The 25,119-nt window shown below is 42.7% G+C and carries 28 protein-coding genes and 3 tRNA genes; 13 read left to right on the top strand and 18 right to left on the bottom strand.

Annotated features, from left to right (window positions below; translation table 11 throughout):
- Together NPE20_RS12490 and NPE20_RS12485 are read right to left on the bottom strand one after the other, a co-directional pair.
- Entirely contained in the window at window positions 1-504 is a 504-nt protein-coding gene (locus tag NPE20_RS12490; RefSeq protein ID WP_256538991.1) for a GNAT family N-acetyltransferase, read from the bottom strand.
- 83 nt (window positions 505-587) lie between these two features.
- A complete protein-coding gene (locus NPE20_RS12485; protein ID WP_256538990.1) occupies window positions 588-1,280 on the bottom strand; it encodes a S24 family peptidase in 693 nt (230 codons plus the stop codon).
- 216 nt (window positions 1,281-1,496) lie between these two features.
- Between NPE20_RS12485 and NPE20_RS12480 the strand changes: the two genes are divergently transcribed.
- Window positions 1,497-1,679 carry a hypothetical protein gene (locus NPE20_RS12480; protein WP_256538989.1) on the top strand — a complete coding sequence of 61 codons (183 nt, stop codon included), beginning with the start codon at window positions 1,497-1,499 and terminating at the stop codon, window positions 1,677-1,679.
- A gap of 61 nt (window positions 1,680-1,740) precedes the next feature.
- Complete coding sequence (locus NPE20_RS12475) at window positions 1,741-2,157, top strand: hypothetical protein (protein ID WP_256538988.1); 417 nt, start codon at window positions 1,741-1,743, stop codon at window positions 2,155-2,157.
- A gap of 71 nt (window positions 2,158-2,228) precedes the next feature.
- Here the strand turns inward: NPE20_RS12475 and NPE20_RS12470 are convergent, their stop codons facing one another.
- From NPE20_RS12470 to NPE20_RS12450, 5 genes are all read right to left on the bottom strand, one after another.
- The gene (locus NPE20_RS12470; RefSeq protein ID WP_256538987.1) at window positions 2,229-2,561 is read right to left on the bottom strand and encodes a hypothetical protein; all 333 of its coding nucleotides are present in this window, start codon (window positions 2,559-2,561) and stop codon (window positions 2,229-2,231) included.
- Window positions 2,562-2,659: 98 nt separating this feature from the next.
- The gene (locus tag NPE20_RS12465; protein WP_256538986.1) at window positions 2,660-3,994 is read right to left on the bottom strand and encodes a sensor histidine kinase; all 1,335 of its coding nucleotides are present in this window, start codon (window positions 3,992-3,994) and stop codon (window positions 2,660-2,662) included.
- A 160-nt stretch (window positions 3,995-4,154) separates the two neighbouring features.
- Window positions 4,155-4,445, bottom strand: coding sequence for an RNA recognition motif domain-containing protein (locus NPE20_RS12460; protein WP_191173912.1), 291 nt, complete (start codon window positions 4,443-4,445; stop codon window positions 4,155-4,157).
- Between the two features lie 125 nt (window positions 4,446-4,570).
- Complete coding sequence (locus NPE20_RS12455; RefSeq protein ID WP_256538985.1) at window positions 4,571-5,131, bottom strand: hypothetical protein; 561 nt, start codon at window positions 5,129-5,131, stop codon at window positions 4,571-4,573.
- A 224-nt stretch (window positions 5,132-5,355) separates the two neighbouring features.
- Entirely contained in the window at window positions 5,356-6,597 is a 1,242-nt protein-coding gene (locus NPE20_RS12450) for a BamA/TamA family outer membrane protein (protein WP_256538984.1), read from the bottom strand.
- 203 nt (window positions 6,598-6,800) lie between these two features.
- On the opposite strand from NPE20_RS12450, the gene NPE20_RS12445 reads away from it, so the two are divergent.
- Complete coding sequence (locus NPE20_RS12445; protein WP_256538983.1) at window positions 6,801-7,265, top strand: DNA-packaging protein; 465 nt, start codon at window positions 6,801-6,803, stop codon at window positions 7,263-7,265.
- 13 nt (window positions 7,266-7,278) lie between these two features.
- On the opposite strand, the gene NPE20_RS12440 is transcribed toward NPE20_RS12445, so the two are convergent.
- Window positions 7,279-7,752, bottom strand: a complete 474-nt coding sequence (locus NPE20_RS12440; RefSeq protein WP_256538982.1) for a hypothetical protein — start codon at window positions 7,750-7,752, stop codon at window positions 7,279-7,281.
- Window positions 7,753-7,862: 110 nt separating this feature from the next.
- On the opposite strand from NPE20_RS12440, the gene NPE20_RS12435 reads away from it, so the two are divergent.
- Entirely contained in the window at window positions 7,863-8,177 is a 315-nt protein-coding gene (locus tag NPE20_RS12435; protein WP_256538981.1) for a hypothetical protein, read from the top strand.
- Between the two features lie 87 nt (window positions 8,178-8,264).
- The gene (locus tag NPE20_RS12430) at window positions 8,265-8,720 is read left to right on the top strand and encodes a hypothetical protein (protein WP_256538980.1); all 456 of its coding nucleotides are present in this window, start codon (window positions 8,265-8,267) and stop codon (window positions 8,718-8,720) included.
- A gap of 17 nt (window positions 8,721-8,737) precedes the next feature.
- Here the strand turns inward: NPE20_RS12430 and NPE20_RS12425 are convergent.
- Together NPE20_RS12425 and NPE20_RS12420 are read right to left on the bottom strand one after the other, a co-directional pair.
- A tRNA-Leu gene (locus tag NPE20_RS12425) sits at window positions 8,738-8,821 on the bottom strand.
- A gap of 86 nt (window positions 8,822-8,907) precedes the next feature.
- Window positions 8,908-8,991: transfer RNA gene (locus tag NPE20_RS12420), tRNA-Leu, on the bottom strand.
- A gap of 112 nt (window positions 8,992-9,103) precedes the next feature.
- Here NPE20_RS12420 and NPE20_RS12415 point away from each other — a divergent pair.
- The 6 genes from NPE20_RS12415 to NPE20_RS12390 all read left to right on the top strand — a co-directional run bounded on the left by NPE20_RS12415 (window position 9,104) and on the right by NPE20_RS12390 (window position 13,642).
- A complete protein-coding gene (locus NPE20_RS12415; RefSeq protein WP_256538979.1) occupies window positions 9,104-10,117 on the top strand; it encodes a WD40/YVTN/BNR-like repeat-containing protein in 1,014 nt (337 codons plus the stop codon).
- Window positions 10,118-10,249: 132 nt separating this feature from the next.
- Window positions 10,250-10,322 (top strand) — tRNA-Lys (locus NPE20_RS12410).
- A 287-nt stretch (window positions 10,323-10,609) separates the two neighbouring features.
- On the top strand, window positions 10,610-11,908 hold the full coding sequence (locus NPE20_RS12405; RefSeq protein WP_256538978.1) for a site-specific integrase: 1,299 nt from the start codon (window positions 10,610-10,612) through the stop codon (window positions 11,906-11,908).
- Between the two features lie 160 nt (window positions 11,909-12,068).
- Entirely contained in the window at window positions 12,069-12,362 is a 294-nt protein-coding gene (locus NPE20_RS12400) for a type II toxin-antitoxin system HigB family toxin (RefSeq protein WP_256538977.1), read from the top strand.
- Window positions 12,363-12,379: 17 nt separating this feature from the next.
- Window positions 12,380-12,754, top strand: coding sequence for a helix-turn-helix domain-containing protein (locus NPE20_RS12395; protein WP_256538976.1), 375 nt, complete (start codon window positions 12,380-12,382; stop codon window positions 12,752-12,754).
- Between the two features lie 78 nt (window positions 12,755-12,832).
- Window positions 12,833-13,642, top strand: coding sequence for a hypothetical protein (locus tag NPE20_RS12390; protein WP_256538975.1), 810 nt, complete (start codon window positions 12,833-12,835; stop codon window positions 13,640-13,642).
- Here the strand turns inward: NPE20_RS12390 and NPE20_RS12385 are convergent.
- From NPE20_RS12385 to NPE20_RS12355, 7 genes are all read right to left on the bottom strand, one after another.
- Window positions 13,626-13,865, bottom strand: coding sequence for a hypothetical protein (locus tag NPE20_RS12385; protein ID WP_256538974.1), 240 nt, complete (start codon window positions 13,863-13,865; stop codon window positions 13,626-13,628). The two genes, NPE20_RS12390 and NPE20_RS12385, sit on opposite strands and share 17 nt — an antisense overlap.
- Window positions 13,855-14,142 (bottom strand): helix-turn-helix domain-containing protein, encoded by a 288-nt coding sequence (locus NPE20_RS12380; RefSeq protein ID WP_256538973.1) that lies wholly within the window; start codon window positions 14,140-14,142, stop codon window positions 13,855-13,857. The genes NPE20_RS12385 and NPE20_RS12380 overlap by 11 nt, the downstream gene beginning before the upstream one ends.
- Before the next feature lie 87 nt (window positions 14,143-14,229).
- The gene (locus tag NPE20_RS12375; protein ID WP_256538972.1) at window positions 14,230-15,036 is read right to left on the bottom strand and encodes a hypothetical protein; all 807 of its coding nucleotides are present in this window, start codon (window positions 15,034-15,036) and stop codon (window positions 14,230-14,232) included.
- A gap of 494 nt (window positions 15,037-15,530) precedes the next feature.
- Entirely contained in the window at window positions 15,531-15,989 is a 459-nt protein-coding gene (locus tag NPE20_RS12370; RefSeq protein WP_256538971.1) for a PH domain-containing protein, read from the bottom strand.
- Between the two features lie 41 nt (window positions 15,990-16,030).
- On the bottom strand, window positions 16,031-16,597 hold the full coding sequence (locus NPE20_RS12365) for a DUF1281 family ferredoxin-like fold protein (protein ID WP_256538970.1): 567 nt from the start codon (window positions 16,595-16,597) through the stop codon (window positions 16,031-16,033).
- Window positions 16,598-16,652: 55 nt separating this feature from the next.
- Window positions 16,653-17,249: a hypothetical protein gene (locus NPE20_RS12360; protein WP_256538969.1), complete on the bottom strand. Its 597-nt coding sequence runs from the start codon at window positions 17,247-17,249 to the stop codon at window positions 16,653-16,655.
- Window positions 17,250-18,273: 1,024 nt separating this feature from the next.
- Window positions 18,274-20,775, bottom strand: coding sequence for a cation-translocating P-type ATPase (locus tag NPE20_RS12355; RefSeq protein ID WP_256538968.1), 2,502 nt, complete (start codon window positions 20,773-20,775; stop codon window positions 18,274-18,276).
- Window positions 20,776-20,830: 55 nt separating this feature from the next.
- Here NPE20_RS12355 and NPE20_RS12350 point away from each other — a divergent pair, with 55 nt between their 5' ends.
- Together NPE20_RS12350 and NPE20_RS12345 are read left to right on the top strand one after the other, a co-directional pair.
- Window positions 20,831-21,376: a DUF2231 domain-containing protein gene (locus NPE20_RS12350; protein ID WP_256538967.1), complete on the top strand. Its 546-nt coding sequence runs from the start codon at window positions 20,831-20,833 to the stop codon at window positions 21,374-21,376.
- A complete protein-coding gene (locus NPE20_RS12345) occupies window positions 21,373-22,434 on the top strand; it encodes an AI-2E family transporter (protein WP_256538966.1) in 1,062 nt (353 codons plus the stop codon). The genes NPE20_RS12350 and NPE20_RS12345 overlap by 4 nt, the downstream gene beginning before the upstream one ends.
- A gap of 10 nt (window positions 22,435-22,444) precedes the next feature.
- Here NPE20_RS12345 and NPE20_RS12340 read toward each other — a convergent pair whose 3' ends face one another.
- Window positions 22,445-25,105 carry a cation-translocating P-type ATPase gene (locus NPE20_RS12340; RefSeq protein ID WP_256538965.1) on the bottom strand — a complete coding sequence of 887 codons (2,661 nt, stop codon included), beginning with the start codon at window positions 25,103-25,105 and terminating at the stop codon, window positions 22,445-22,447.
- Between the last annotated feature and the right edge of the window lie 14 nt (window positions 25,106-25,119).

Genomic DNA, 25,119 nt, shown 5'->3' with positions numbered 1-25,119 from the left:
TTAGTTCAATCGCTTTTCGTAACAGTAAAAACGCAAGCCCGGGCGAAACTCCAAACCCATCTCACCTAAAAATCTATAGCCTAACTTAGGGAACAACTTTTGAGTTGCCTCATTTTTTGTATTGGTATCTACCCGTAGGGTCTCAATGCCTCGTTCTATGGCTTCGTATTCGGCCTGCATGAGTAAAGCTGCCGCGATGCCCTTGCCCCTAAAATGTGGACTAACAGCCAGCCTGTGCGTTACAATAGCTTCTTCATTTACGTCAAGGCCTACCTGTGCATATTCGGGATACTGCTCGGTAGTAATAGCGGTAATGCCGGCAATAGCGCCATCTATCTCAGCTACCCAAAGTTGATTCAGTGCAATATCGTTCTCAAAAACCTGCGGGTTGGGGTATTTATCATCCCATTGCAGGTTGCCGGATGCTATCATTAGAGGGACAACATCAGCTATCAAGTCCATTATTTGTGGGATATCTTTTAAAGTGGCAAGGCGTATGTTCATTCTGTAAAGTCAAAAATCAAAATTAAAAAGTCAAAAGCTTTGGTATCTGCACATCTGCATATCCTCAAATTTGCATATCTGCATTAGTGATTGTGCTTTTTATGAATATCCTTTACCAAACACAGTTTTTTAATTTCATCTATGCGGATTGGGAAAGGGGCATATTTTAGACGGTTGCCAACCATCTCTGTTACATTATCCGAGTGGGCTATTACTTCTTCGGGGTTATCGCTGGCAAGCAGGCGCTTATACATACGGTAATCGCCCCATTCAATATAATATACTTCGCCGGGTAAGATCTTCTTATCGCTGATAATTTTCAGTGCAACCCAGCAACCGTTCTCCAGGTACGGATACATTGAGTGTCCCCAAACCGGCAATGCAAAGTCGCACTCTTCAATCCCTGGGAAGTTCATGCGGCCAACCGGGCGGGCATCATTTATATCATTATAAACCTCAACACCTGATGCTGTGGCCGTTATTTCATACATGGGTATTCCTTCTTCGCTTCTTACAACTACAGGTTTATCTGCATTTTTCTTCCCGCCTAAGTATTCGCTATATTTTTCTTTAAAAATCTTAAGCTTTTCAGGGTCGATATTTTGCCTGCTTTTAATTATTTCGGTAATAGAACTGGCCGAATTAAAATTTAACGCTTCCGCAAGCTCGGAGTTGTTATTAAATGCCCTACCCCTAAGCTGGTTATAAAGTATTATAAACTCCAGTGTTTCAGGCCGTACTGTTTTTATTTTATTCGGTTTTGATAATTCTTCCATGGCAATAAAAATAATTACAGATAATTCTTTATTATATTAAAGATGTTTCTTTATATTTGAACGTTCAATAAATGCTAATTTAAAACTAATAATCAACAATCCAAATATTATGCTTACAGAAATTAAAGAATATACTTTATGCCGCACAGGATTTGGTTAGCCGTGATATTCATTATTTTTTAACTAACCATATAATAACCTTAACAACCCTAAATAATGCACATAGTATATTCCGCCTTACGCACGCAACTAAAAAATGGCAAAGCCCAGCCAATAAACCAAGAACTAACAGAACGCTATGAGGCATACCAGGCCACATGCAATAAATACAGGGAAGAGATAGCTGCTATTCAAAAATACATGCCCGGGTGGGCGCCCCCTTTTGAGCTTAAAGCATAAGCGGAAAATGTTCTTTTCAATCACTAATTCACTAAATCAATAAATCACTAATTGAACAACCATGATAAAAATTGCACAAAAACTAAAAGATCAACTATGGTGGCTAATTATTACTGTAGATTATGACTACAGCCGTATAAGCATTGCCGACAACGACCTGAACGATGATACGTTAACCCTATGGTTAGAAGATAAACACGATTTTAAAAATACCTTAGAAGAATGCCTGCAGTTGGATATTTCTTCTAAGCAGTTTGCCAAAGTTATTAAGGCTGAGAACCTGAACAGCTACGAAGGCCAAAGACTACACCCCAATAAACAATTTGTATACAAAACCCGTGTGCAGATCAATGAGGCTATAACATGGTATAAGCAAGATGCAACCTTAGTAGAACAACAATGGGCGCGTGAAGCAATGCTAAGAACGATATTAACTCAATTAGTAGAAACAGAGGCCTCCGTGGATAAAGGCTGGTGATAACTATGCCAATAAGCATATATTACATATTCGCAACAACTATTCCTGTATAGGTATTTAGATAAATATTATTATTTCACTTTTACCAATTGTTCTTTATCTACCTCAACAAGCTCTTCTACCTCGCTTAAAGCTTCGGCAGGGGTAGCAGCATAGTTAAGTTTACGGAAACGCCATATGGCAAAAGCAGGCTCCTGATAACGATTAATAAGTTTGAAGAATTTTGGGAAGTTATGTACTTCATCAAGCAATACACCAGTTACAATGCCGTTATTGTCTAATATTTCGCGAATGGTGTATTCTTTGTCTTTGGTTATCCAAATCTCAAAATCACGCCTTATTTCTCCGCTCTTATCAGGATCAATTTTATCGTTAATACAAATTACTTTATCGCCCGGCTTCATATAAAGACAAAATTAAAAATTCAAAAGTAAAACACGTGTATTTTATGTCATTATACATAATAACACCTCACAAGTCTGTTTTGATTTTTCCTTTTGAATTAATTATCTGCCGGCATGGATACGAAAAAGGAGGTACCCTCCCCAATGCTGCTTTCAACCCATATATGGCCACCTTGCAGTTCAGTAAACTCTTTACAAAGCAATAAGCCAAGGCCCACGCCTTTTTCATTGTCGGTGCCAAAGGTTGATTGTGCCTGCAAGGAGAATAGCTCGGCTTGTTTTTCCATAGACATCCCAATACCATTGTCACGGATAATAAGCCAGCATTCGCCGCCAATACGTTTGGCTTTAAAGCTTATTTGGCCGCCGGCCTGGGTAAATTTAATAGCATTACTAATAAGATTACGTATCACCAGCTGTAGCATGTCGCTATCAGCAACGATACGTATATCCCAATCTATGTCTTCGGTAAGGATAATTTCTTTTTTTAGGGCTATAGCTTTTTCCAGCTCAATGGTATTAAACAAGGAATCGCGCAGATTAACATAACCAAGCTTAACATTAACGCCATCCATTTGTGCTTTTGACCATATTAACAATTTCCCAAGCATATCAATAGTACGGCGGGTAACTTTAAGCAGATCACCTTCAACCATGCGGCGTTCTGTAGTATCCAGTTCATATTCTGTGATCAGTTCCAAATAGTTTTGAATATTACTTAACGGCGAACGCAGGTCATGTGCTATAATAGACATTAGCTTGTTCTTTTCAGAATTAATGCGCTCTAACTCTTGGTTTTGTTGAGTAATATGCTGATTCTGTATGGCGATAGCGCTGGTTTTTTCTAATGCCGAACGTTTTTCAAAATCATAATTACGCCTTAAATAAGTGACCGTATAATACACAACAATAACAACAACTATATAGGCTGATGTTAAATCAAAATAGCGATTTTCTTTACTGGTGTAACTATTGGGTATCCATTGTGGGTAATAATACTCTATAATATGCATTGTAACGGTTATGGATATATTCACCGCAATCCAAAATTTTTGTTGATTTCTAGGCACCACACAAAGCACCAATAAAATGCACAACCCCATTAACAGGTCGGTTGGGCCATAAGTGCCCGAATTATAAATAAAGTTTATTGTAAACAGCAGATTACCTACAATGGTAAATACAGTAATAGTGGTTTTTACTTTTCTTTTGTAACGCGACCGGTAATAAAGCCCTGAAAAGATAATAAGTGCTACAAGGCTTATTAAAGCCACATATGGCAACCCAATTAAATAATTGAATGGAACATTATAGGCAAGTGCCAGTATAGCAATAATGCAAAGCGAATGAAATATTCTAACTTCTAAAGGAAACTCTGCAGTCGTGCCCGTAAGCCTTATCCATAGCCTGTTTATATTTCCAAAAAGGCGCAAGTTGTTAACAGTTAAAGTTATACAAGGTTACAAATAATTTTTCACCGGGCAATATTTAACTTCTCCGTTTTGCTTAAAAATAAAAAAAATTGCAAATTAAAAGGCATAAAAAAAGCCGGGCAATGCCGGCTGATCTCATTTAAAGAAAAATATCGGGGGCTTAATTACGGCTAAAACCGCCTCTGCCGCCACCACTGTTAAACCCAGGACCTTTATCCTCGGCTATGTTAACTGTTATGCGTTTGCCATAATAGCTTTGGCCGTTCATGCATCTAATGGCTTCTTTAGCTTCCGCTTCATTAACCATCTCTACAAAACCAAAGCCCCTGCTTTCTTTTGTTTCACGATCTTTAACGATCCTGAGGGACTTAACCGGCCCAAAATCTCCAAAAACCGCATTTAATTCGGCCTCACTTACTTCTAATGGAAGGCCTCCAATAAATACTTTCATTAATCTCCTTTTGTTTTTGTGTAAAGATACGGAAAACAGGTTGTTTTTTATAGCCCGCGGGCCAAATAAGGGGCTATGTAAGCTGTTTTTTACAATGAGGTGTCAATACCACCCGCATGTTGGATTTACTGTTTTTTCAGCTTCAGTTCAAAGGTTCCCTCTACCCTGTAAAGTGACGAATTAGGGTCATCGTCTTTAGAAAGAAAGGTAAAGAAGTTCCCTTTGGCAAGTACGTCTTTTTGGCGGTATTGCAAAAGGTTTATCTTTCCGGAATCACCGGGTTCAGCGTATTGTGTAAGGGTGTATTGCTGGGTATGCATCACATCGGCCATTATTAACAATTGGCCACCTGCAACCGGCTTGGTAAGGCTATCAGCAGCTGCCCCTTTCGAGCTTACGCCGAAACTCATGGTGTGCGCTTTGTTAATAGCGGTAATGCCAAAATAACGGTTATTGCCCGCACTCATATTTACGAATGCAACAGAATCTGTAGAGGCATCAAAAATGTAAGTAGAATCCTGCATTTTAATGGTGAGCGTACCTTCAACTGCAAGGAAATTATCAGACGGTGTTGCATTCAATGCACTGTCGGCATTCAGGGCTATTTTCTTTTGATCCACAGCTTGTTCCCCGGTATCTTTTTGGCATGACATTACCATCACCGAAAGGAGTAGGATTAATGACACGTACCAATTAGTAACCCGTTTTGAATGCATAGGTAAATCGTTGCGATAAAATTAACGAAAAAATATTTTAATTAACGTACTTTATACACTTTAACAGTAAAATTTAACATTTTTTAACTATACCATATAAACGAGTTAAAAACCGCAAAGGTTTGCTCAATTTATTGAAATAATAACATTTTACTTCTGCATATAATATTGATTGTCAAGCAGTTTAAGCTGGTTTAAAATATCTCGCCAACTGTTACAAATACTCCTTTTGAGCCATGGTTACCAAAACCATAATCAATGGCTATATTAGTTTTTGATACTTTGTTTAATTTGATACGCAAACCAGCGCCATAACCTGGCTGTATGGCTTGCAAAGCAGAACCGGGCGCGGCCGAAAAAGACTCGGCGTTTAGAAAAGCCACGCCGCCTAATAAACCATTTTTCGTTATTTTGTATCGGTACTCGCTTTCCAGGTAAACCATTTGAGCCCCCCTAAACCTGCCTTGTATATACCCCCTGCCGGTACCATTGTACTGATCCCAGGTGTTGGCGGGCAGATCCAGATAAGGAGGCTTACCGTTAAGTACAAGCCAATTATAGCTCCAAAAGGCAATAACGTTATTGGATGATGCCGGCAGCCTGTAATACTTCCGCACATCGATAATTAATGAGCTCCAGGCAGATGTACTCCCTAAAAATGTTTTATTATCCCGGTATTGTACTGAAGCATAAAAACCCCTGGTTGGGTTAATGGAGTTATTACGCATATCCATCAAAGCATTAAGTGTTATACCCGATGATGTGGTGCTCGTCTCAGCCCCATATAACGCATAGTCGGATATACTGCCATCCGGATTACCTTTTTCTGATATATTAAAATGTTTATCGAAGATGAACCCTGCACCTGCATACAGGTTCCCCACAATACGGGTCAACAAGGTTTCGTGAAAGCGAAACAAGGTGTAATCCATCGGGTTCTCATTTACTGACTTTGAATTAGTGCCCAAACCAAATGTACTTTGCGGATACTTGTAATATTTAAAATCGCCAATAAAGTTGAACCTGTCGCCTGTTGTCCAAATGTTGGATTGTAATGGGATGATAATTTGTTTGTTTTGCGTATACGCCGCGTTTGATGATATGGTAGATATACGCGAATTGCCAGATACCCGGAAAGCCACATTCCCCGAAAGGGTTACCGCTAATTTAGTTTGCAGCGTATAGCCCACAGCAGGCAACACAGAAAATACAGGCCTCGTTCCTATTACTGTAGTTGCTTTATTAGCCACGGTCCCCTTTTTATTAAAAACTGAACGGATCAAATCATACAGATCCTTTTGTGCTGAGGTGTCTTGCTGGGCAACAACCAGGGTATCGTTCATACGATGCCTCGTAAGCGGAATTGTACTTTTATCCTGCGCGTGCAGCGCAAAAGAAAAAAGAAGCATAGCTATCAGCAGTAATGCTAATCTCATTATAATGGTTACAGGTTTAATGCTGCAAAACAGCATGGTAAAGATATGCTTTTTGTAAAATGCAGATCATATAAACATGAATTACTCATTCTCTCATTAAACGATATAAAGATTTTTCTTTATTATTTGTATTTGTAAAGAATTTGTTTTATATTTGTATACAATTATGCCAATCGGCATTCAATTCATTAAACTCATTCTTCATGAAACAACATCTAAAAACAATCAAAGCTTATAGAGCGCGTATTGCAAAATATTTTAGCTTTATACAGGGAGAATATCATATAGAAAAAGTACCGGCAAAGGGTGCTAAAGACAAAACCGACTTTATTGATCATAAGGTTTGGGACCGTGAACCCGAACCTGCTACCCTATCCGGGTTGGCATTAGCTCTGGGTTTTATCAGCATAGCTGAACTGGAAACCTACGAGCGCGATGGCAAATTCGCTCATATTATTAAAAAGGCCAGATTGAAGGTAGAGGCTGAGTACGAAAAAAGGCTTCATTATCAGTCGGCAACCGGGGCTATATTTTTTTTGAAGAACCTGGGCTGGACTGAGAAATCTGATGATTCTTTCTTAAAGGAAATACCTAAAACAATAAAAATAGAAATTGTTAACTCGGGCCCTAAATTGGTTTCGAGCGAAAAAGATGTGACGCTTAATTAATATGTTAAAGATATTATTTAGATAGGATCATTTCTATATATGTCCCTTCTGGTGGTGTAAGATATGGTTCGTTGTCTTTAGGTAAGTAACTAAGTTCCATATCCGTGTTTGTCACTTTTTTTATTCTAAAACGTTCTTTTGCACCATAGTAATCCTGACTTTCTGTATGGATGTAAGTTAACGAATCACCAACCAATGTGTACGGAATTGTAAAAACATTCCCTGTTTCTGTTAGCACTGTCACCGTGTTATCCATTTTGAACTGGTAATTGGCATTATTAAAATCAGTATAAACTTTATCCTCTATGGTAACACCATTTAAAACCCGTTTTACTGCTTTGTTTTTAATATACCATTTGCCAATGATGAGTGTATTATTATTAACAGCAACCTTGCCATCTTTTTTACACGAAAACAAAAATATCGCAAACAAAGCAGGGATAATTAGCAAAGAAGCATTTTGCTTAATATTAGGAATAAGGTTCATCAGTAAAGTGCTTTTTAATTGCACTAAAATAAGATAATTTATAAAATAAACAGCTATGATCTTAGCACTTCTTTAATACGCTACAAAACCAGTAATCACTATTTGATCTAATGAAAACCACCACCCTATTCAAACATAATTACGAAGCTACCAGCCATATTATTATAAACCAGGGCGGCACAAGCTCTGGTAAAACTTACGCTATTGAACAGGTATTGTTTTGCCTGGCAGCAGAAAACGAAAAGCAGATCATCACCGTTGTAGGGCAGGATATCCCCAACCTAAAATCGGGCGCCCTGCGCGATGCACAGGCTATACACAGCGAATCGAATATCCTGAAACGCTTGGTTAAAAGCTATAACAAAACAGATCGCATATTTGAGTTTAGCAATGGTAGTGCAAGAGGCACAAACCCGTATAAATGAAATTCGCCTCAAAATACTTGAAGGACAAGTAACTGTATTACAGCGTGAAATGGAAGAAATTAAACTAACAAACACTAAATAACACTTATGAACTTAAAATCCTTCTTAACACAAATATGGAATACCATTAAATCATTATTTAATAGCTTTCCGGCAAAGCTAAAAACAGCGGTACATATTGGAGTTACAATTACAGAGAATATAAAAACCTTTGTCGACTCGCCAATTGCCGATATATTGACCGCGATAATTCCCGGAGAAATTGACGATAAAATTAAACAGGTATTACGTAAAGGCATACCTATCATTCTTGCCAATTTAAAGCTGACGGATGAATGCAGCAAATTAACCGATCCCTATGAGATTACTAATTGTGCTATAAAAGCATTACAAAACCTGAATGGGGATATCAAAAATGCTTTTCTACACAATTTATCTATACTAATTACAAAATTGGCTGCAGATGAAAAATTGACATGGAGTGATACCGTTTGTATTGTAGAGTGGTATTATCAGCATAAATTCAAGGTTATCAGTAATTGAATTTATAATATATTTTGTGCCCGGAACGAGATTCGAACTCGTACATCCTTACGAATGCCACCCCCTCAAGATGGTGCGTCTACCAATTTCGCCACCCGGGCTTTAATAAATACAAAGTCTTAAGTTAAGTCTTGTCTTATCTATTCGACGTATGACTTAGAACTTAAGACTCTAAATTTAATGGATGTGCCCGAAGAGAGACTCGAACTCTCAAGAGACAATTCTCAACGGCTTCTGAGACCGCAACGTTTACCAATTTCGCCATCCGGGCATTACAAGGCTGCAAATATAATTTTTTTAGTTAATCTGGTTAAATAAATACTTAATAAATGCACATTTTGTAAAATTAAGGGTAAAGGGTAACTTCGGTAAAACTTAACAATATGCCCAAAAATAAAAATTACATTGCTGCTGTAATATTTTCGTTCTTGTTTATTAGTTTAAAAGCCCAAACTATAACATCATTACAACAGGGCAAACCAGTAAGTATCCGTGGTCTATCTGTCGTTGATGATAAAACAGCCTGGGTAAGTGGAAGCAAAGGAACAATTGGTATATCCACTGATGGTGGAATCAATTGGTCATGGCATCAAGTTAGAGGATTCGAAAAATCTGACTTTAGAGATATTGAGGCATTTTCTGATAAAGAGGCCGTAATTATAAGTTCCGGAACTCCTGCCCTTATCTTAAAGACTATTGATGGTGGAGCAAATTGGGCTATTAAGTATCAAAAAGCTGATACGGCCTATTTTTTAGATGCGATGGATTTCTCAACAAAGCAGCATGGTTTTGTTCTAGGCGACCCCATCAATAATAAATTTCTTCTTTTAGAAACTATTGATAGTGGCGAAACCTGGAACCCTGTGATTAATTCACCTGTAGCATTAAAAGATGAGGCTGCTTTTGCAGCCAGTGGAACCTGTTTACGAACCGACAAGCTGATTACCATAGTAACCGGCGGAAGTAACAGCCGGATACTATCCTCTCCTATTCAAAATGCTGTATGGACTGCAAAAAAATTACCACTTACAAACGGTGTAGCAAGTCGGGGTGCGTTTTCTGTTGCATATGGCAATAACCAAACAATTATTGCTGGCGGAAATTATGCAAAGGATAAACAAAGCGACTCGGTAGCTTATATACTTCCTAAGGCTAAAGCTAAGTTTACAAAGAATATTCCAGTAACCGGTCCAGCCGGTTATCAATCATGTGTTGAATATATCAGAGGGGATATATTTCTTTCAACAGGCACCTCTGGAAGTAATATAACTACAGATGGTGGTAAAACCTGGCACAAAATTGATACCGCAAGTTATAACGTTTGCCGTAAAGCAAAACATGGAAACCTTATTTTATTGGCAGGGGATAGAGGAAAATTAGGTTCATTTAAATTTTAAAATTGTGTGTTTGAAGCACTTATTATAAAGTTTACATTTTATTGAAAATAGGTTTGCAACGTATATCAATTAATCCTATATTTGCACCACTTTAAACGGAAACGGTAATCGAAACCACGAAAGTTAAAAGTTGATTCCGTAGCTCAGCTGGTAGAGCATAACACTTTTAATGTTGGGGTCCTGGGTTCGAATCCCAGCGGGATCACAAAGACCACCCAACAGGTCGACGTTTAAAGCTAAAAGGCGCATGAAAATGCGCCTTTTCTGTTTAAAATGCATTTTAAATGCAGATCTGGCCATATCAGCCAAAAAATAATCAGATCATTTCAAATCAAATCATTTCATTCTAACTGGTGCCCTATTTTACTTGGGCACCAGTTAGTGTAAATTTGGGCACCAGTGCAAGGGATAACAACCTGCTTGACAATGGTTTAGTGCGACAATTTAAGTTTCGGGGTTCCGCAAACAGATTGTTCACCAAAGTTCATTAAAATGAGAAATCATCAAAAATTAACACTGCTATTCTGGCATCGTAAATCCAAAGCAGACGGCAAAGGACATGCCCCTGTTATTTGCAGAATCAGTATTGAGGGAGAAGAACCCGAAGAAATTGCCATCGGCATGAAAGTACACTCCAATAATTGGGATGTTGAAAACAAAAAGGCAAAAGGCGGCAGCCATGAGAAAAAGGTAAACTTAAAAATCAGCGAAATCACGGTTGATCTTACAAGAGATTTTCAGACGCTTCAAAACGAGTACGAACATATTACCCCATTAATGGTAAAGAACCTTTACCAGGGATTGCCTCCTAAACAAATTAAAGGAACACCGAAACCTGAGCTTAAGGTCATGCCTTCCCTATTGCAGGTTACGGATCTTCACATTGCCAATTTCAAAAAGATGGTCGATAAAAAATTACGGTCACCGGAAACTTTAAAGCAATGGAATGCTACCAGGAAAAAGATTGAGGAATTTTTAATTAATCACTTTAAGTTGAAAGACTTTGATCTCCATTCTATGGAGTTTTCGTTTGCTGTTCAGTTCTATAATTACCTGACAGTTGAAAGGAAAAAAGTACTGGGCGAAGCCGCAGGCAAAAAGCAGGTAAAAAATTTGAAGGAGATCATGACATTCGCGGAAACAAGTAAATGGATAGAAAGAAATCCGATTATCAAGTTTAAATGTGGTGGTGATGAAACAGATATACCGCCTCTTGAATATTTTGAGGTCGAGACTATATGGAATAAGAAAATCGCCATAGAGCGCCTGATAGAGGTGCGTGATGCTTTTATTTTCCAGTGTTTTACCGGATATGCATTTCAGGATGTTTACGGGTTAACTACTGAAAATATCATAAAGGTCGGCATCAAAGGGGAAAAATGGCTGGTTAAGGACAGGGGAAAAACGGGCGTAAGCGAGACAGTCCCTATTTTGCCAATTGTAGAGGACTTAATTGAAAAATACCGATATCATGAATGCAGGCTGATAAGGGGCTTACTTATCCCGGTTAACAGCAATGCCCGATACAATGCCTATTTGAAAGAACTTGCCGTGATCTGTGGTATCAACCGGGAGCTTAACACCCACCTGGCAAGGCATACATTTGCCGATATCATGTTAAATATAATGGAATTTTCGTTGGAGGAAGTTAGCAAAATGCTGGGACATAAAACGACCAGGACAACCCAGCGTTATGCGAAAGTAAGAAACAATAAGATCAGTAAGACCCTGGAGCGGGTAAAAGGAATTGTGTTTACTGATGATGGCCAATTAAGAAAAATTGCCTGCTGAAAATAAAATGGGAATAAACCCCAATATAAAGTTGGTAATTTGCCAACTTTATATTATCTTTGATCTATCATTCCGGGAAGGTCCCGGTTGAGCGACGTAAAAATGTAAAAAAGTATGAAATTAAGGAGATCGCCGATGGATAACAAAAAACAAAGAAACGATGATCATCATCTATCAAAAGAAATTACAGGATTTCGCGAAGAAACACGCAGACGCCGCTAACAGCATCACTACCTGGAAAAAGGTAGTAGAGCAAGCTAAATGGAAAAAAGGAACCGATATTACGGCCGACTTTCCGAAAGCAAAACTTATACCCGCGAAACGGGCCCGCTTTAAGATCAACGGAAATAAATACCGTTTGATTATCGAACTGGATTATGCAGATGAGATCGTAGAAATTCGATATATCGGCACACATTCAGATTATGATGAGATTGATGCGAGTACCATTTAGGGTTAATTTACTAAGATATGACCAAAAAGCATTGGTTTTTACTGGAAACCGAACAACAGTATAATGAGGCTGTTGCCAGGTATGAAGCAATCAAATATGCAACAGCAGGAGAAGACCATCAGGAGAAGCTCCTGTTGGTGCATCTGATTGCCAATTATGAAGAAAAGAACTGGGACCTTCCCGAGGTCGATCCGGTGGAAATGATCAAGATCCGCATGGAGGATTTTGGCTATAAAGCATCGGACCTGGCTGCTGTTTACGGCGATAAAGGGACCGTGAGCAAGGTACTGAATTATAAGCAGCCTTTATCCTTAACAATGATCCGTAAATTCAGCGAATTACTACGATTACCAGCTGCCTCACTTGTTAAGGAATACGACCTTATACATTGATATTTTCAGCATAAAGGAAATCCGACAAGTTGCAAAAAAGTTTTTGCAGGCCGTTGGAAGCGGTTATTTTTGACCCCTATGACCACAGCACAGGACCAGATCAGAGCCGAATTAAAGAGACTATCAAACCAGGGAGTTAACCTCTTCAATGCCATGCAGGTAGAGCAATTTCCTGAAAATATGGAAAGCCATTTTACCCAGGTATTAAAAAAAGATTATCAGGCTTTTCTAAAAACCCTACCTGTATTCGCGCAGGAATACCAGATATGGTACTCGGCAGCTCAGGCCGTGATCAGACAATTCCTACCTGGTCGGCTCCAGGATTTTATTAACCTTTATGAGCAGCCAAAGGGACGAAAGGAAATTCGGTCCGACAATTATGTCATTGAAGATTACCTGAAAAAAGTGATCATTACAACAGGCTTTGATAAAAAAATCGTAGCAAGTCCGCCTGACGCTATAGCCGTGTTTCAGCAACAGGTTAATATCCTAAATGCGGTCTTTGACCGGCTTGACAATTCACTTTTTGAGATCAGGCAAGTATTACAGGCAGAACTATTGGACCAGGAACTGCAGGTGGCTAGACAATTGGCAAAAGGCCAGTTTATCCGATCAGCAGGTGCCTTATGTGGTGTTATCTTAGAAAAGCATTTCAACGAACTTTGCCATGTTCATCACATTAAGGTAAGCAAGAAGAACATGCTGATCAAAGATTATAACGAGTTGTTAAAAAAGCATGAGGTATATGCGTTCGAGACGTGGCGATTCATACAATATCTTGGGGAACTTTGGGAATTAAGCTGCCGTAATAAAAAGGAAATGCCCACAGCTGAAGAGATAAACGACTTAATTAATGGTACTGAAAAATTTATCAAGACAGTATTTTAATGCTGTTACTTTCTTCTATCTCAATGTTAAGTATCCAGTTCCAGGCTGCTATTTTCCAATTACATAGCTGCGCATGCCGGTTATTTCTCCATTTTCTTTTGTGAAAGTGGCCGTAAAAGTTTAGGGCATCTTCCTCCTTCGCACCTTTCTGCAAAAAGTAGATCAGAACATGATCTTTTAAAGGAGGAACTGATGTTCCAAAGCCATTGGTTTTATTTTTCATGCTTTGTTACCTTATTTTCTTCAAAAAGTTTATACAGGTCATTGGGGTCATAATAGATATTACCTCCAATGCGTGTAAATGCTAATAAGCCGGATTCACGGATCACATGAAGTTTACCGGCCGATATTCCAATCATCTTCCGGACTTCCGATGTTTTCAGCCATTTTTTAGGTCCGGCAGCTTGTTTAACGATCTGACTGATCGAGTCCAGGATGGTCTTTTTAAACTCTTCCAAGTCTGCCACAGTTACCAGCTGATTTTGTGGGTCGGTTGGCATAATAAAAATATTAGGAGTTGAGAGTTCCCGGACACTATCAATGGGTTGGGTACCTATTTCCGGAAAGTCAGTGGGGCGCGTGGCCCCCTATCGCCCCCGCTTGGGGCGTTCTGTTGAAGCAGCCTGTTGCTGCAGACGAATATTATTTTCAATGATCGCGGGTAAACCTGTTTCAGTTAAAGGAATAACCTTGGCCTCCAAATTTTCCGTGATGGGGTATTCTCTTAACAATTCTGGCAGGTCCGAGCCATATTCCCTCGCGACAGCGACAGGATCAAGCTTGAGTTCATTTGGTATTTCAAGCACAACCACATTTTCCGGTAATTCCATTAAGTCGTCCGGTGGCATATAAAGTTCATGTGTTTGAGTATTAAAAAAACACAGATAACTATCACCGTAGTCGTCCATTTCAAAATCATCAAAGCTGATATTTTTCCAGGGCAGTTCAGTTTCCCGCATTTGCCTCAATCGCCAGTCAACCGTAAAGTCGGTGCCGGCAAGATCGATATGTGGCAGCTTGCCGGATTGACGAATCTTTAATAATTCTTCGGCCTTTTGTTGCTGAACCGGATCTTCCATTCGAATCCTTATTTTCTCCTGCCTGTCCTGATCGTATTCATTGATCAGGACTTTCAGGAACCTATTAGCAATGTATGCCTCCCAACTTTCGTTTGATCGTGCTAAAAGCCTATCATTATTAATAAGCATATTATCCGTCTGGATAATATCGTGTTCGTTCCATGTTTTGAAACTTTCCCTGGCGGCATCGAAATTTTTGTGTTCAGCAAATTTCAGAACAAGTTCCGCGCGAAGCATCGGGCCATAAAGTTCAATCAGTTCTTTTTCGGTTATCGTCCCGGTTGACTTGAAAGTGGGCTGATTTGAAGGGCTCATAAAATTGAATGATGAGGCTAAGAGAAGCCGGGTATGGGTGAAACAGGTATACAATAAAAGTCCCCAAACACTCGCTGCCGGGGACTTTCAACCTAAACCTTATCACAATTAGCCGGCGGATCGCCGGTATTTAAGATGCTGTAAATTATTAATTATTTTTCAATAATGTCTTCTATACGCAGTATTACGACTATAATCATTAAACCTTCGCTGGTACTCCCGTTCTTCATTTAACCTTTTATATAGAACGTTACACCTCCAGGCACAGGCACCGCAGGCTATGAAGGCAACTGCTAAACAGGTTAATGTTTCCTTTCTTGCCTCCGTCCTTTGAGCCTCAGTCATTTCAGCCTTCTTATGCTTCCTCGCAACAGCCCCAAAAAAGGCGAACATGGTAATGACACAGGCTAATAATATGTTACGTATAATGGCTTTCATGACAATCATTTATTAATTAAAATTACTAATTAAATTAGTAATTTCCAAGGACTTACTTAATTTAATTCGTAAATATTGTTGTTTTTACGGGCACTCAAAACCCTGTCACGAATGGTATCAAGTATCCCGGATTCCGGAATACCCTCAAAGCGGATAACCTTGTTTTCTTCATCCGTACTTTTCAAGGTGAGGTACATTAGCCTGCATACTTGCAACATGAAGGGTTGAGTAATAATGAAATCCTTCACCCGAAACATCTCCACCTGGTCAATGCGTTTAAAAAATATGCCTTTTGTGATCAGGATATACTCCATGCTGATCAAATACTTAAAACTACGGATGTATAGTAGCCGGTACCAGGCCACGCCGCAAACGGTGAGGCTAAACAAAATAAAATAAGGCGAGAGGTACCAGGCGAGCAGCAGAAAAGTCAGTGCTAAGAGAATAAGCGGGAATGCTTTTAAAAGTGCGAAAAGCATAGCCGGCCTCAATATAATATCATCGTTTGGTATCATGGTTTGTTGTTTTTAGGTGTTCAATTGTTATTAAAAATTTCCTATCGTTTTAGACCGGCTTTTCTAACTTGTTCCTGTCCAGGGAGGGGTTCATCATTTGCAGTTGGCGATGGGGTGATCTTCCCAGCCATCACGGGATGGGAGGCCTCAAAATCAGTTATCTTTTTTGCATAGAGGCTATAAATAATAACTTCATCGTTATCAAATTCCTTTCCTTCAAAAAGAAACACCTCCCGCTCTTCATCATAACCGATCTGTTCGGCATCGGCCCTTGTCAGGGAAACGCCGTCTAATTCACCTTCGTGGTAATATGCTTTTCCGTAGACGAACATTCCGGGCTCTTCATATTTATTAATAAAGCCCGTTTCGAAATGATCCGCAATCTCAATGAGTGCATTGATCGGGGGGCTCCAGGCGGACCTGAAGTGGATATGCTCATCTCTGAACCAAATCTCAAACATGCCCTTATTTTTGGCAGTAATAAAATCGGGAAGCTCATAATTGCCCTGTTCTTGTTGATGTTCGATAGCTTTAAAAAATGCATTAACGGCAGCAATGTTTTCCGGTTCGCCGGTAAGACGAACGCAGTTGTGACACCAATTAGCCATATATTTAGACTATTAGGTTTTACCCATGCGGGTCATTTAATGATGGCAAAATGTCCTATTTGATAGCGCTGTTTCGCAACTGATCCAAAAAAGTAAATGCCTGCCGGGGCTTGGGCGACCGGAAACGGGGGCGCAGCGCAAAGGCTTCTTCAAACGCATAAAGGCTGAAAATTCCGGCATCCATTGTTACCTGCTTTTTGTTGGTAGCAATACGAATCTGCGCCCCCGAAAGAAATACATGAACGGCGATATTCCTGATGCCTCCGGCCACTTTGACCGAGGTAATATGGCCCACGATATCGTTATCGAATATTAAACTGATTTTCCGTCCAGGATAATTTTGCCTGATCCAATCCAACTGTTCAACATAAAGCCTGTTGCCGATAGCAATAAATACTATCTGATCCAGCCGTGGAAAACGGTGGCGGTTTAGGGTAATAAACGCCATCGCTTCCATAACTGAATACGTAATGATAAGATGTGTTGCATTAGGCAGCCCGGCAACCCAAAGATTTTGGGTGGAGGGCACGATGTGATATCCGGGGCCATAACGTTCATACTGATCGCCATAGCTAAAGGAAAGTTCGTCGGTCGCACCAAAAAAAGCCTGGATCTCCAAAGGAATGCCAAGCTTTGTTAAAAGGTTGTTCACCTTCCTTTTCGGGATTGGAACCGTTCAAACTCGTGCGGCTTAAATCCATGCTGATTTTCAATATCCTTAATAGCCTGATAATATCCGGGGCTTAATTTCGTGGCCGCCGCCTGGTCACGTTTCTTATTGAATAAGCTATTAAGCCCTTTGTATATCATATAAGTTAAACCGCCGTCCATCAGGATGGATGCAACCAGTGCCAGTTTATTGGAGCGAATGCCATGCTTATCTGTAGCTGAATAGCTGAAGCGGGTGCCGTCCGGTATCTGTACTTCCTTGCCCTTCCGGTAATTCTCGGAATAATTGGAGGGGACCCTCTGGGGAGGCAGCCGTTTATGCCGGAAATCTTTTGCAAACCCACGACAGATCCGGGCTTGATTTTAGCTGCGCTTTTTACCCGTTTCGACTAAAAATATTCATTGATTGAATAAAAAAATGCCATTGGAGCGTAGCGATAAGCAACCTCAACTGGTCAGCAAGAGAAAGTTAAAGGTGAATAAATTGAGCTCCGGAGGTTGGAAAAAGGAACCACCATTCACTAGTCGCATCAGTTAAACCGTTAAAAAGCAATTTTTCCGTTACTTTTTTAGGCATGGCGAAATAGAAAAAAGTGGGATGAACTGCATTAGGGAGTGAAAAGGAAATCCTTTTCTGAAGGAAAGATTGTATTGGAAAACCTGGGCAAGATCGCTTCGATCGCTAAAGGATATTTAACTGCGTCGCCTACGGGCGAACGCAATATAAGGTGATTTGCTAACTGGTAGTTTTTCATGAGGATAAAGCTTAGGATGAGCAAAGCGCTTACAAGGCGGCCGACCGAAATGGCAATACGCTTTCGTCCAGCATCCTGTGATAGGAAGCTTTTTTCAGTTAACAAAATAAACACATTAGTTGTAACGCTCCTGTCATAATCGCTCAGGAATGCGGGGTCGCACCGGGTTCGTGCCGACGATCGCAATCTTTAAATCGCTACTGTCTGCTTTAACAAATTTCGTCCCGGTGGGCGCTGAACATTGGGATTGCTTTAACTAACGCGCCGTTTCCACCATTTGAACGCCTCGAACCAGATAACAGAAACGAAGCCGATAGCCAGGCCGGCCATCAGTTGTGCTATGGAAAGCGGTGCTAGTTCGAAAAATTCGGTCAGTGGCTGTAAGTAAATCAGGGCGATCGCCATAAAGATCGTTATGCCGATGATCAATAATACCAGGTTATTTTTGTACCGGACCGTAGTGAATAAAGAATAATGAAAGGAGCGATTAACCAGCGTAAGCCAGATATTTGCTGTGATCAGGCAAACAAACACCATGGTCCGGGTAACCTGTTCGTTGGCGCCGATAGTCACGGCATATCGGTAAGTAAGCAGCGTTCCGGTGGTGATGGCCAGTCCTTGTACTACACTGATCATTAATTCCTGCCAGTTAAAAAAGGTTGTGCTGAATGGTCGCGGTGACTGATGCATGGTGTTTTTTTCCATGGGTTCATTTTCATAAATGATCGAGCAGGTCGGCCCCATAATGAGTTCCAGAAAGATGATATGCACCGGCGAAAAAATGTTGGGATATACCCAGCCTAAGGCCAACGGGAAGAACACGGTTAGTATGATGGGGATGTGGATAGATATAATGTATTGTATCGCCTTCTTGAGGTTGGCATAGATCCGCCGGCCCATAGCGACCGCCGTCACCATTTTCGAAAGATCGTCCTCCAGCAGGATAAGTGAGGCTGCCTCCTTGGCGATCTCCGTACCTTTTTTACCCATCGCGATCCCGATATGGGCGGCTTTTAAGGCCGGGCCGTCGTTCACCCCATCACCGGTCATCGCAACGATCTCCTTTTGCGCTTTCAGCGCATTGATGATTTTTAACTTTGCTTCAGGAAACATCCGGGTAAATATATTCACGGCTTTCACTTCCGCCGCCAACTCCTGGTCGGATAACTCCATCAGTGCCTCTCCTCCGGTCGATCGCTCGACCCCTTCAAAGTTGATCTGTCTGGCAATGGCCATCGTGGTTGCCGCATTATCTCCGGTAATGATCTTTACCTCGACCCCTGCCTGGTAAAAACCTTTCAGCACCTTTTTTATGTTATCCTTCGGCGGATCATAAAAGGCGACGAGGCCTTTCAAGCGGAAGTCGAAGTCCTGCTGTCTGGCGGGAAAATCGTTCCCATTGAAAGTCGATTCAGCCACAGCCAGCACCCGGTAACCTTCGGCGGACATGGCGTTTACCGCAGCGGTCATATGAGTGGTCTCTGCCTCCGTAAGCCGGCATATTTTAAGGTATGCCTCCGGCGCGCCCTTTGAAGCAATAAGGCGCTTTCCGGCCTTATTCTCGAACAAATGGGTCATCATTGGTGGTTGACCGTTCAGGGGATATTCATGGATCATATGATAATCAGACCGTTCATCCCGAAGATGCGTATGGGTATAGGCCTCGTGCAACGCCGCTTCCATCGGATCGAAAGGTATCGGCTCACTGGCCCACATCGCTAATCTAAGCAGTTCCAGAACAGCAGCGTCGGTAGTTTTGCTGGTGAGATCAACGGTCTGGTCGTGCTCCAGTAAATAAACTTTGGCGAGGCTCATCTTATTCTCCGTGATCGTGCCTGTCTTGTCGATACAAATGATCGATGCACTGCCGAGCGTTTCCACCGTTTTCATTTGTTTGACCACGATACCCATTTTCATCATCCGCCAGGCACCCAGCGCCATAAAGGTGGTAAAAGCCACCGGGATCTCTTCCGGCAACACACTCATAGCCAGCGTAAGGGCTTTGATCAAGCTGTCCAGCAGGCGGGGTGAGCGGTAGTAGTTCATGGCCCATACGCCGATGAAGACGATCAGGCCCGCGATCACCATCTTTCTCACAAAATTGTTGATCTGGAGTTCCAGCGGTGTTTTTTCCTCGGTGATCGACTCCAGACTTTTACCGATCCGGCCCAGGCGTGTTTGGTTACCAACAGCAGTGACGGTCGCAATAGCTAAACCGCTGGCGACGGTCGTGCCGTGAAATATATGATTGTCGGGAGATGTACCGTCCTTGTAGACGGGCAGTGATTCGCCGGTAAGTACACTTTCATTGACGGAGAAATCATTCGCATGTGCGATAACGCCGTCGGCCGTGATCATCGTCCCTTCTTCGACCATCAGGCTGTCGCCAACGACCATATCTTCGCTTTTGATCGCCTGAACCGCGCTGTCACGGATCACTTTACAGCGGGGTTGAGAATAGTCTTTTAATTTTTCAAGGGCATTATGGCTCCGCGTGTCCTGATATAATGAAATGCCGGCAACCAGTAAGATCGCCGCGGCCAGGAAAGCACCGTCACCTGGTTCGCCGCTGATGAAGTAGATGCAGGAAGTGACCAGTAGTAACACCACCATCGGTTCTTTTGCAATTCCGATCAAGGCGTCGATCAGCCGGTTAGATCTTTTGCCGGACAGCCGGTTCGTTCCATACGCGGCTCTTGCCGCCAGGACTTCCTGGCCACTTAAGCCCTGTATTCCATGATTATCCTGGGACATGATCTAAACGAGATGATGGTATGACCAAATTTAAACGCTGGTTCACTTCAGGCACGTGACGAACATCACCATTACTGCTGATGAACATTACTTGAATTCGGCTATTGGGTATCGAACTTTATTAAAGATCATGAATCAGACACACATCCACTTATTGATCACCCACCTTCCCATCGTCGGAACAGCTTTGGGTGCTTTGGTTTTGATCCATGGGATATGGACAAAAAGCCATGCCACCCTGATCGCCGGCTATAATGTACTGATCCTGTCTGCTGTAGGGGCGTGTATTGCCTACGCAACTGGCGAAGGCGCAGAAGAACTCGTTGAACATTTGCCAGGGTTTTCTGACCGGCTGATAGAAGACCATGCGGAAGCGGCGCTGATAACGCTGATCGCATTGATTGTAGTTGGCTGCCTCGCGCTCATCGGGATCATCGCCACGATCATAAGCTCCTCGATCGCCCGACCGCTGTCGTGGCTCGTACTGGCTGCAAGTGTGCTTGCCTTTATAACTACAGCCTGGACCGGTTATTTGGGGGGTAAGATTCGGCACACCGAATTGGGTATTATCGCGACATATCAGAATAGTCAGCGCAAATGAAAACAGCCCTACCTGTTACGGTCAAACGCGCTATAGAACTGATAGGTTTATTTGTTTTAGGCTGGTTGATCGTGGCAGCTGAAACCATCGTCATGCCATTATTGATGGCGTTTTTCTTTAGTCTCCTGTTGCTACCCCTGTTTCGTTTGTTTAGAAAAGGGCGATTGCCGGAAGCGGTCGCGGTGTTTTTACCGATTTTGCTGTTCTCCATCGTCGTTGCCTTGATCATCTGGCTGTTCTCCAATCAGGTGGGTGCGTTGCTGGACGATTTCCCTAAGATCCAGCATACGGTTACCAAGCATCTGGACGACCTCAGTATTTGGATCAGCCGTTCTTTTGGTTACTCGCCAAAGGAACAGGTCCACTTTATTGATGTACAAAGTAAGAAGTTGTTTAATTCGCTTGACGGTCTTATAAGTACCGCTATAGGATCTGTATCAGGTATGATCATTTTTCTGGGCTTGCTACCTATCTATATCTACCTGATCATGCTTTACCGAAAGCTGTTCATCAAATTCCTGCTAATGTGGTTCAATGAGGCGCAGCATACCATGGTTTGGGAGACCATTCGGGAGGCTGAGCGGATGGTCAAAAATTATTTGATCGGACTGTTGATCCAGATCACTTATATCATTATCCTGCTTGGCGGCTTGTTGTGGGTATTCGGGATTCAGAATGCTTTGTTGATCGGGATCATTTTTGCCTTTTTGAACCTTATCCCTTATTTGGGCGCGCTCATCGGCAATATACTTGGTGCATTGCTTACGTTAGCCTCATCCGACCAGTTGGCCGACGTGCTGATCGTGCTGGGTGCGATCACCGTCGTGCAGTTCCTGGACAATAATATCCTGATGCCGCGTATTGTCGGTTCTCAGGTCAAGATCAACCCCCTTGTTTCCATCGTTGGGATTATTGCCGGCGGAGCGATGGCCGGGCTTTCCGGCATGTTCCTGGCTATGCCTGTGTTGGCTATCCTCAAGCTCATTTTCGACCGCAGTGATCATTATCGGCAATGGGCGGTGTTGCTGGGCGATGACCCGGCCGAAGGAACGCATTAACGCATTAAGACTAAAGGCTACGGCCCATGTATTTATGAATAAGACGGTACAACTGAAAACTGGCCAGCGGTAAGAGACTGGTCAGGATGGCAATGAACCACGATCGCAAAGGCAGAACCGACAATCCAAGAACCAGGCGCAAACCCGGGACGGAAAACACCGCCAGCATGAGCCCGCCGCAGAACAAGACGGCCAGCCAGACCCATTTATTGCGGGTGATCTCATTGAAGACCAGGTCTGAGCCGTATGATGCCATATTGAATACATGGAATAATTGGGCAAAGGTGAGCGTAATAAAGGCCAGGTTATTGCACGCACGATCGTTCACGTGCAATACGTCCCTGCCGTAAAGCACGGAGCAGATCACCGCCAGCGTGATCGAGCCTGCGTATAAGGCGATGAGGAACCATTTCCGACCGGCGATAATGCCCCTTTGGGGATCTCGGGGCGGTTTTTGCATCACCGTCCTGTCCCCGGTACCTAAACCAAGTGCCAGCGCTGGAAAGATGTCAGTCACCATGTTCAGGAAGAGGATCTGCAGCGGCAGCAAAGTTGCGCCGGGCATAATTATACCCATAATGGTTACCATAAAGATCTCACTCAGATTACAGGAGACCAGATAGACCACGAACTTTTGAATGTTCTGGAAGATCTCGCGGCCATGCGCCACAGCTTGAGCGATCGACGAAAACGAGTCATCTTTGAGAACGATACCGGCCGTTTCTTTGGCGACCTGTGTTCCGCCTACACCCATAGCGATCCCTACATCCGCCTTTTTTAAAGCCGGTGCATCATTGACGCCATCGCCGGTCATGGCAATGATCATCCCGGCCTGCTGAAACACGTCGGCGATCTGCAACTTTTGCTGGGCCGTCGTCCGGGCAAACACCGCTGTCCTCAGGATGCGTTCGCGCCAGGCCGGCGTCAGGTCATTTGTACCGGGAAGTTCCTGTCCTGTCAACACCTGGCTTTGGTGGTCTTCGATCAGGCCCACTTTCCGGGCAATATTCAGGGCGGTTTGAGGATGGTCCCCGGTGATCATGACCACCTTGATACCTGCATTTCTGCAGTCGATGATCGCTCCCCTGATATCATTTCTTGGCGGGTCGAGAAAGCCTGCCATGCCGATGTATACCAGATCCTGCAAGTAGTTAGTGGTCGCGATCTGCTTTGCCGCTTTGTAAGCAAAGGCCAGGACGCGTAAACCACTCGCCGACATTTTTTCTGATCTGGTCAATATTTGTTGCTTGAGCGGAACAGTTAGGGGAACGATATCATTTCCGTTTTGCAACCAGTTACATTTTTCAAGTAATTGCTCAACTGAACCTTTAGTTGCTACGAAATAGCCTGAAGTGGTCTGATGCAAAGTGCCCATCATCATAATATCTGAGCTGAAGGGTATCTCGTCGACGCGTGGATACAATCTGTGCTGCAGTTCCATATCCACGTTTGCGGCTTTAGCGGTTTCCTGCAGGCAGACCTCTATCGGGTCACCGGCGCTTGCTTCAGCGTTATTGCATAAGACACCGGTTAATAAAAGCAGCCGGAAATTTTCATGGTCTTTCTGTAATTTTTCTTCTGGAAATTCGAGTTGATGGCCGGTGATCACGACCTTCACAGTTTCATTCGGGAACAATAAAGTGTCCAGCGTGATCTTGTTTTCGGTTAATGTGCCGGTCTTATCCGTCAGGATCACCCCCGTGCTGCCGAGCGTTTCTACCGCAGACAAGTGTTTTACGATGGCATTCCGCCGCGCCATGAGCAACATCCCGTAAGACAAAGCCACGGTGGCGACGATCGGTAAACCTTCAGGTATAGCGGCTACCGCCAGGGCGATGGAGGTTTCGATGATCGTTAATAGTGCTTTGCCTTGCAGTACTGCTGTCAACGCAAAGATTGCGGTCATCGTCAGTGTGATCCAGATCAGCGTTCGGCTTAATTGATTCAGTTTCTTATCCAGTGGCGTGACCATAGCCGTTGCCGTCGCAACCAGTGAAGTGATCGTGCCTAAATACGTCTGGTCCGCAATGCCTGTCACAATCATTTTGGCATTGCCGCTTACTACCGCAGTACCTTTGAACACCATATTTTCCTGGTCACCAATAAACGTTTGTTCCGGCAATGCGTCCACCGATTTGGTGCAAGGTATCGATTCACCGGTGAGTGATGACTCGTCGCATTGAAAGTGATTGACCGTGATCAGACGGCCGTCTGCGGGAATGATATCCCCTGCTTCACAGACCACCAGATCGCCCGGTACCAGTTGTTCCGCCGGAACCTTTTGTAACCTACCTGCGCGAATTACCCGGGCGGTAACGATATCCATCTTTTGCAAAGCTTTCATGGAGCTGCGTGCCTGGATCTCCATCAGGAAGCCGATCAGCGCGTTGATGATGATCACAACAAGGATCGATATGCCTTCGAGCATATCCCTGAAGTAGAACGATACGCCGGCCCCAAAGATCAGCAGATAGACGATAGGACCGCTAAACTGGGCCAGCAGTATCCGCCAAACGTTTTTTTGCTGCTGGACATGGTAGGTATTTAAGCCATATTGGTCTCTGCGTCGGATGGACTCCGCTTCGGTCAGTCCGTTCTCCATATCGGTCCGAAGCTGGGAGGTCACCACGGATGCCTGCATGGCGAACGGTCGTATCAGCGGATAGTTCATCAGAAGCTGTTTTA

Source organism: Mucilaginibacter aquariorum (assembly GCF_024498135.1).
Lineage (GTDB): Bacteria > Bacteroidota > Bacteroidia > Sphingobacteriales > Sphingobacteriaceae > Mucilaginibacter > Mucilaginibacter aquariorum.
This window is presented reverse-complemented; position numbering and strand designations above follow the sequence as displayed.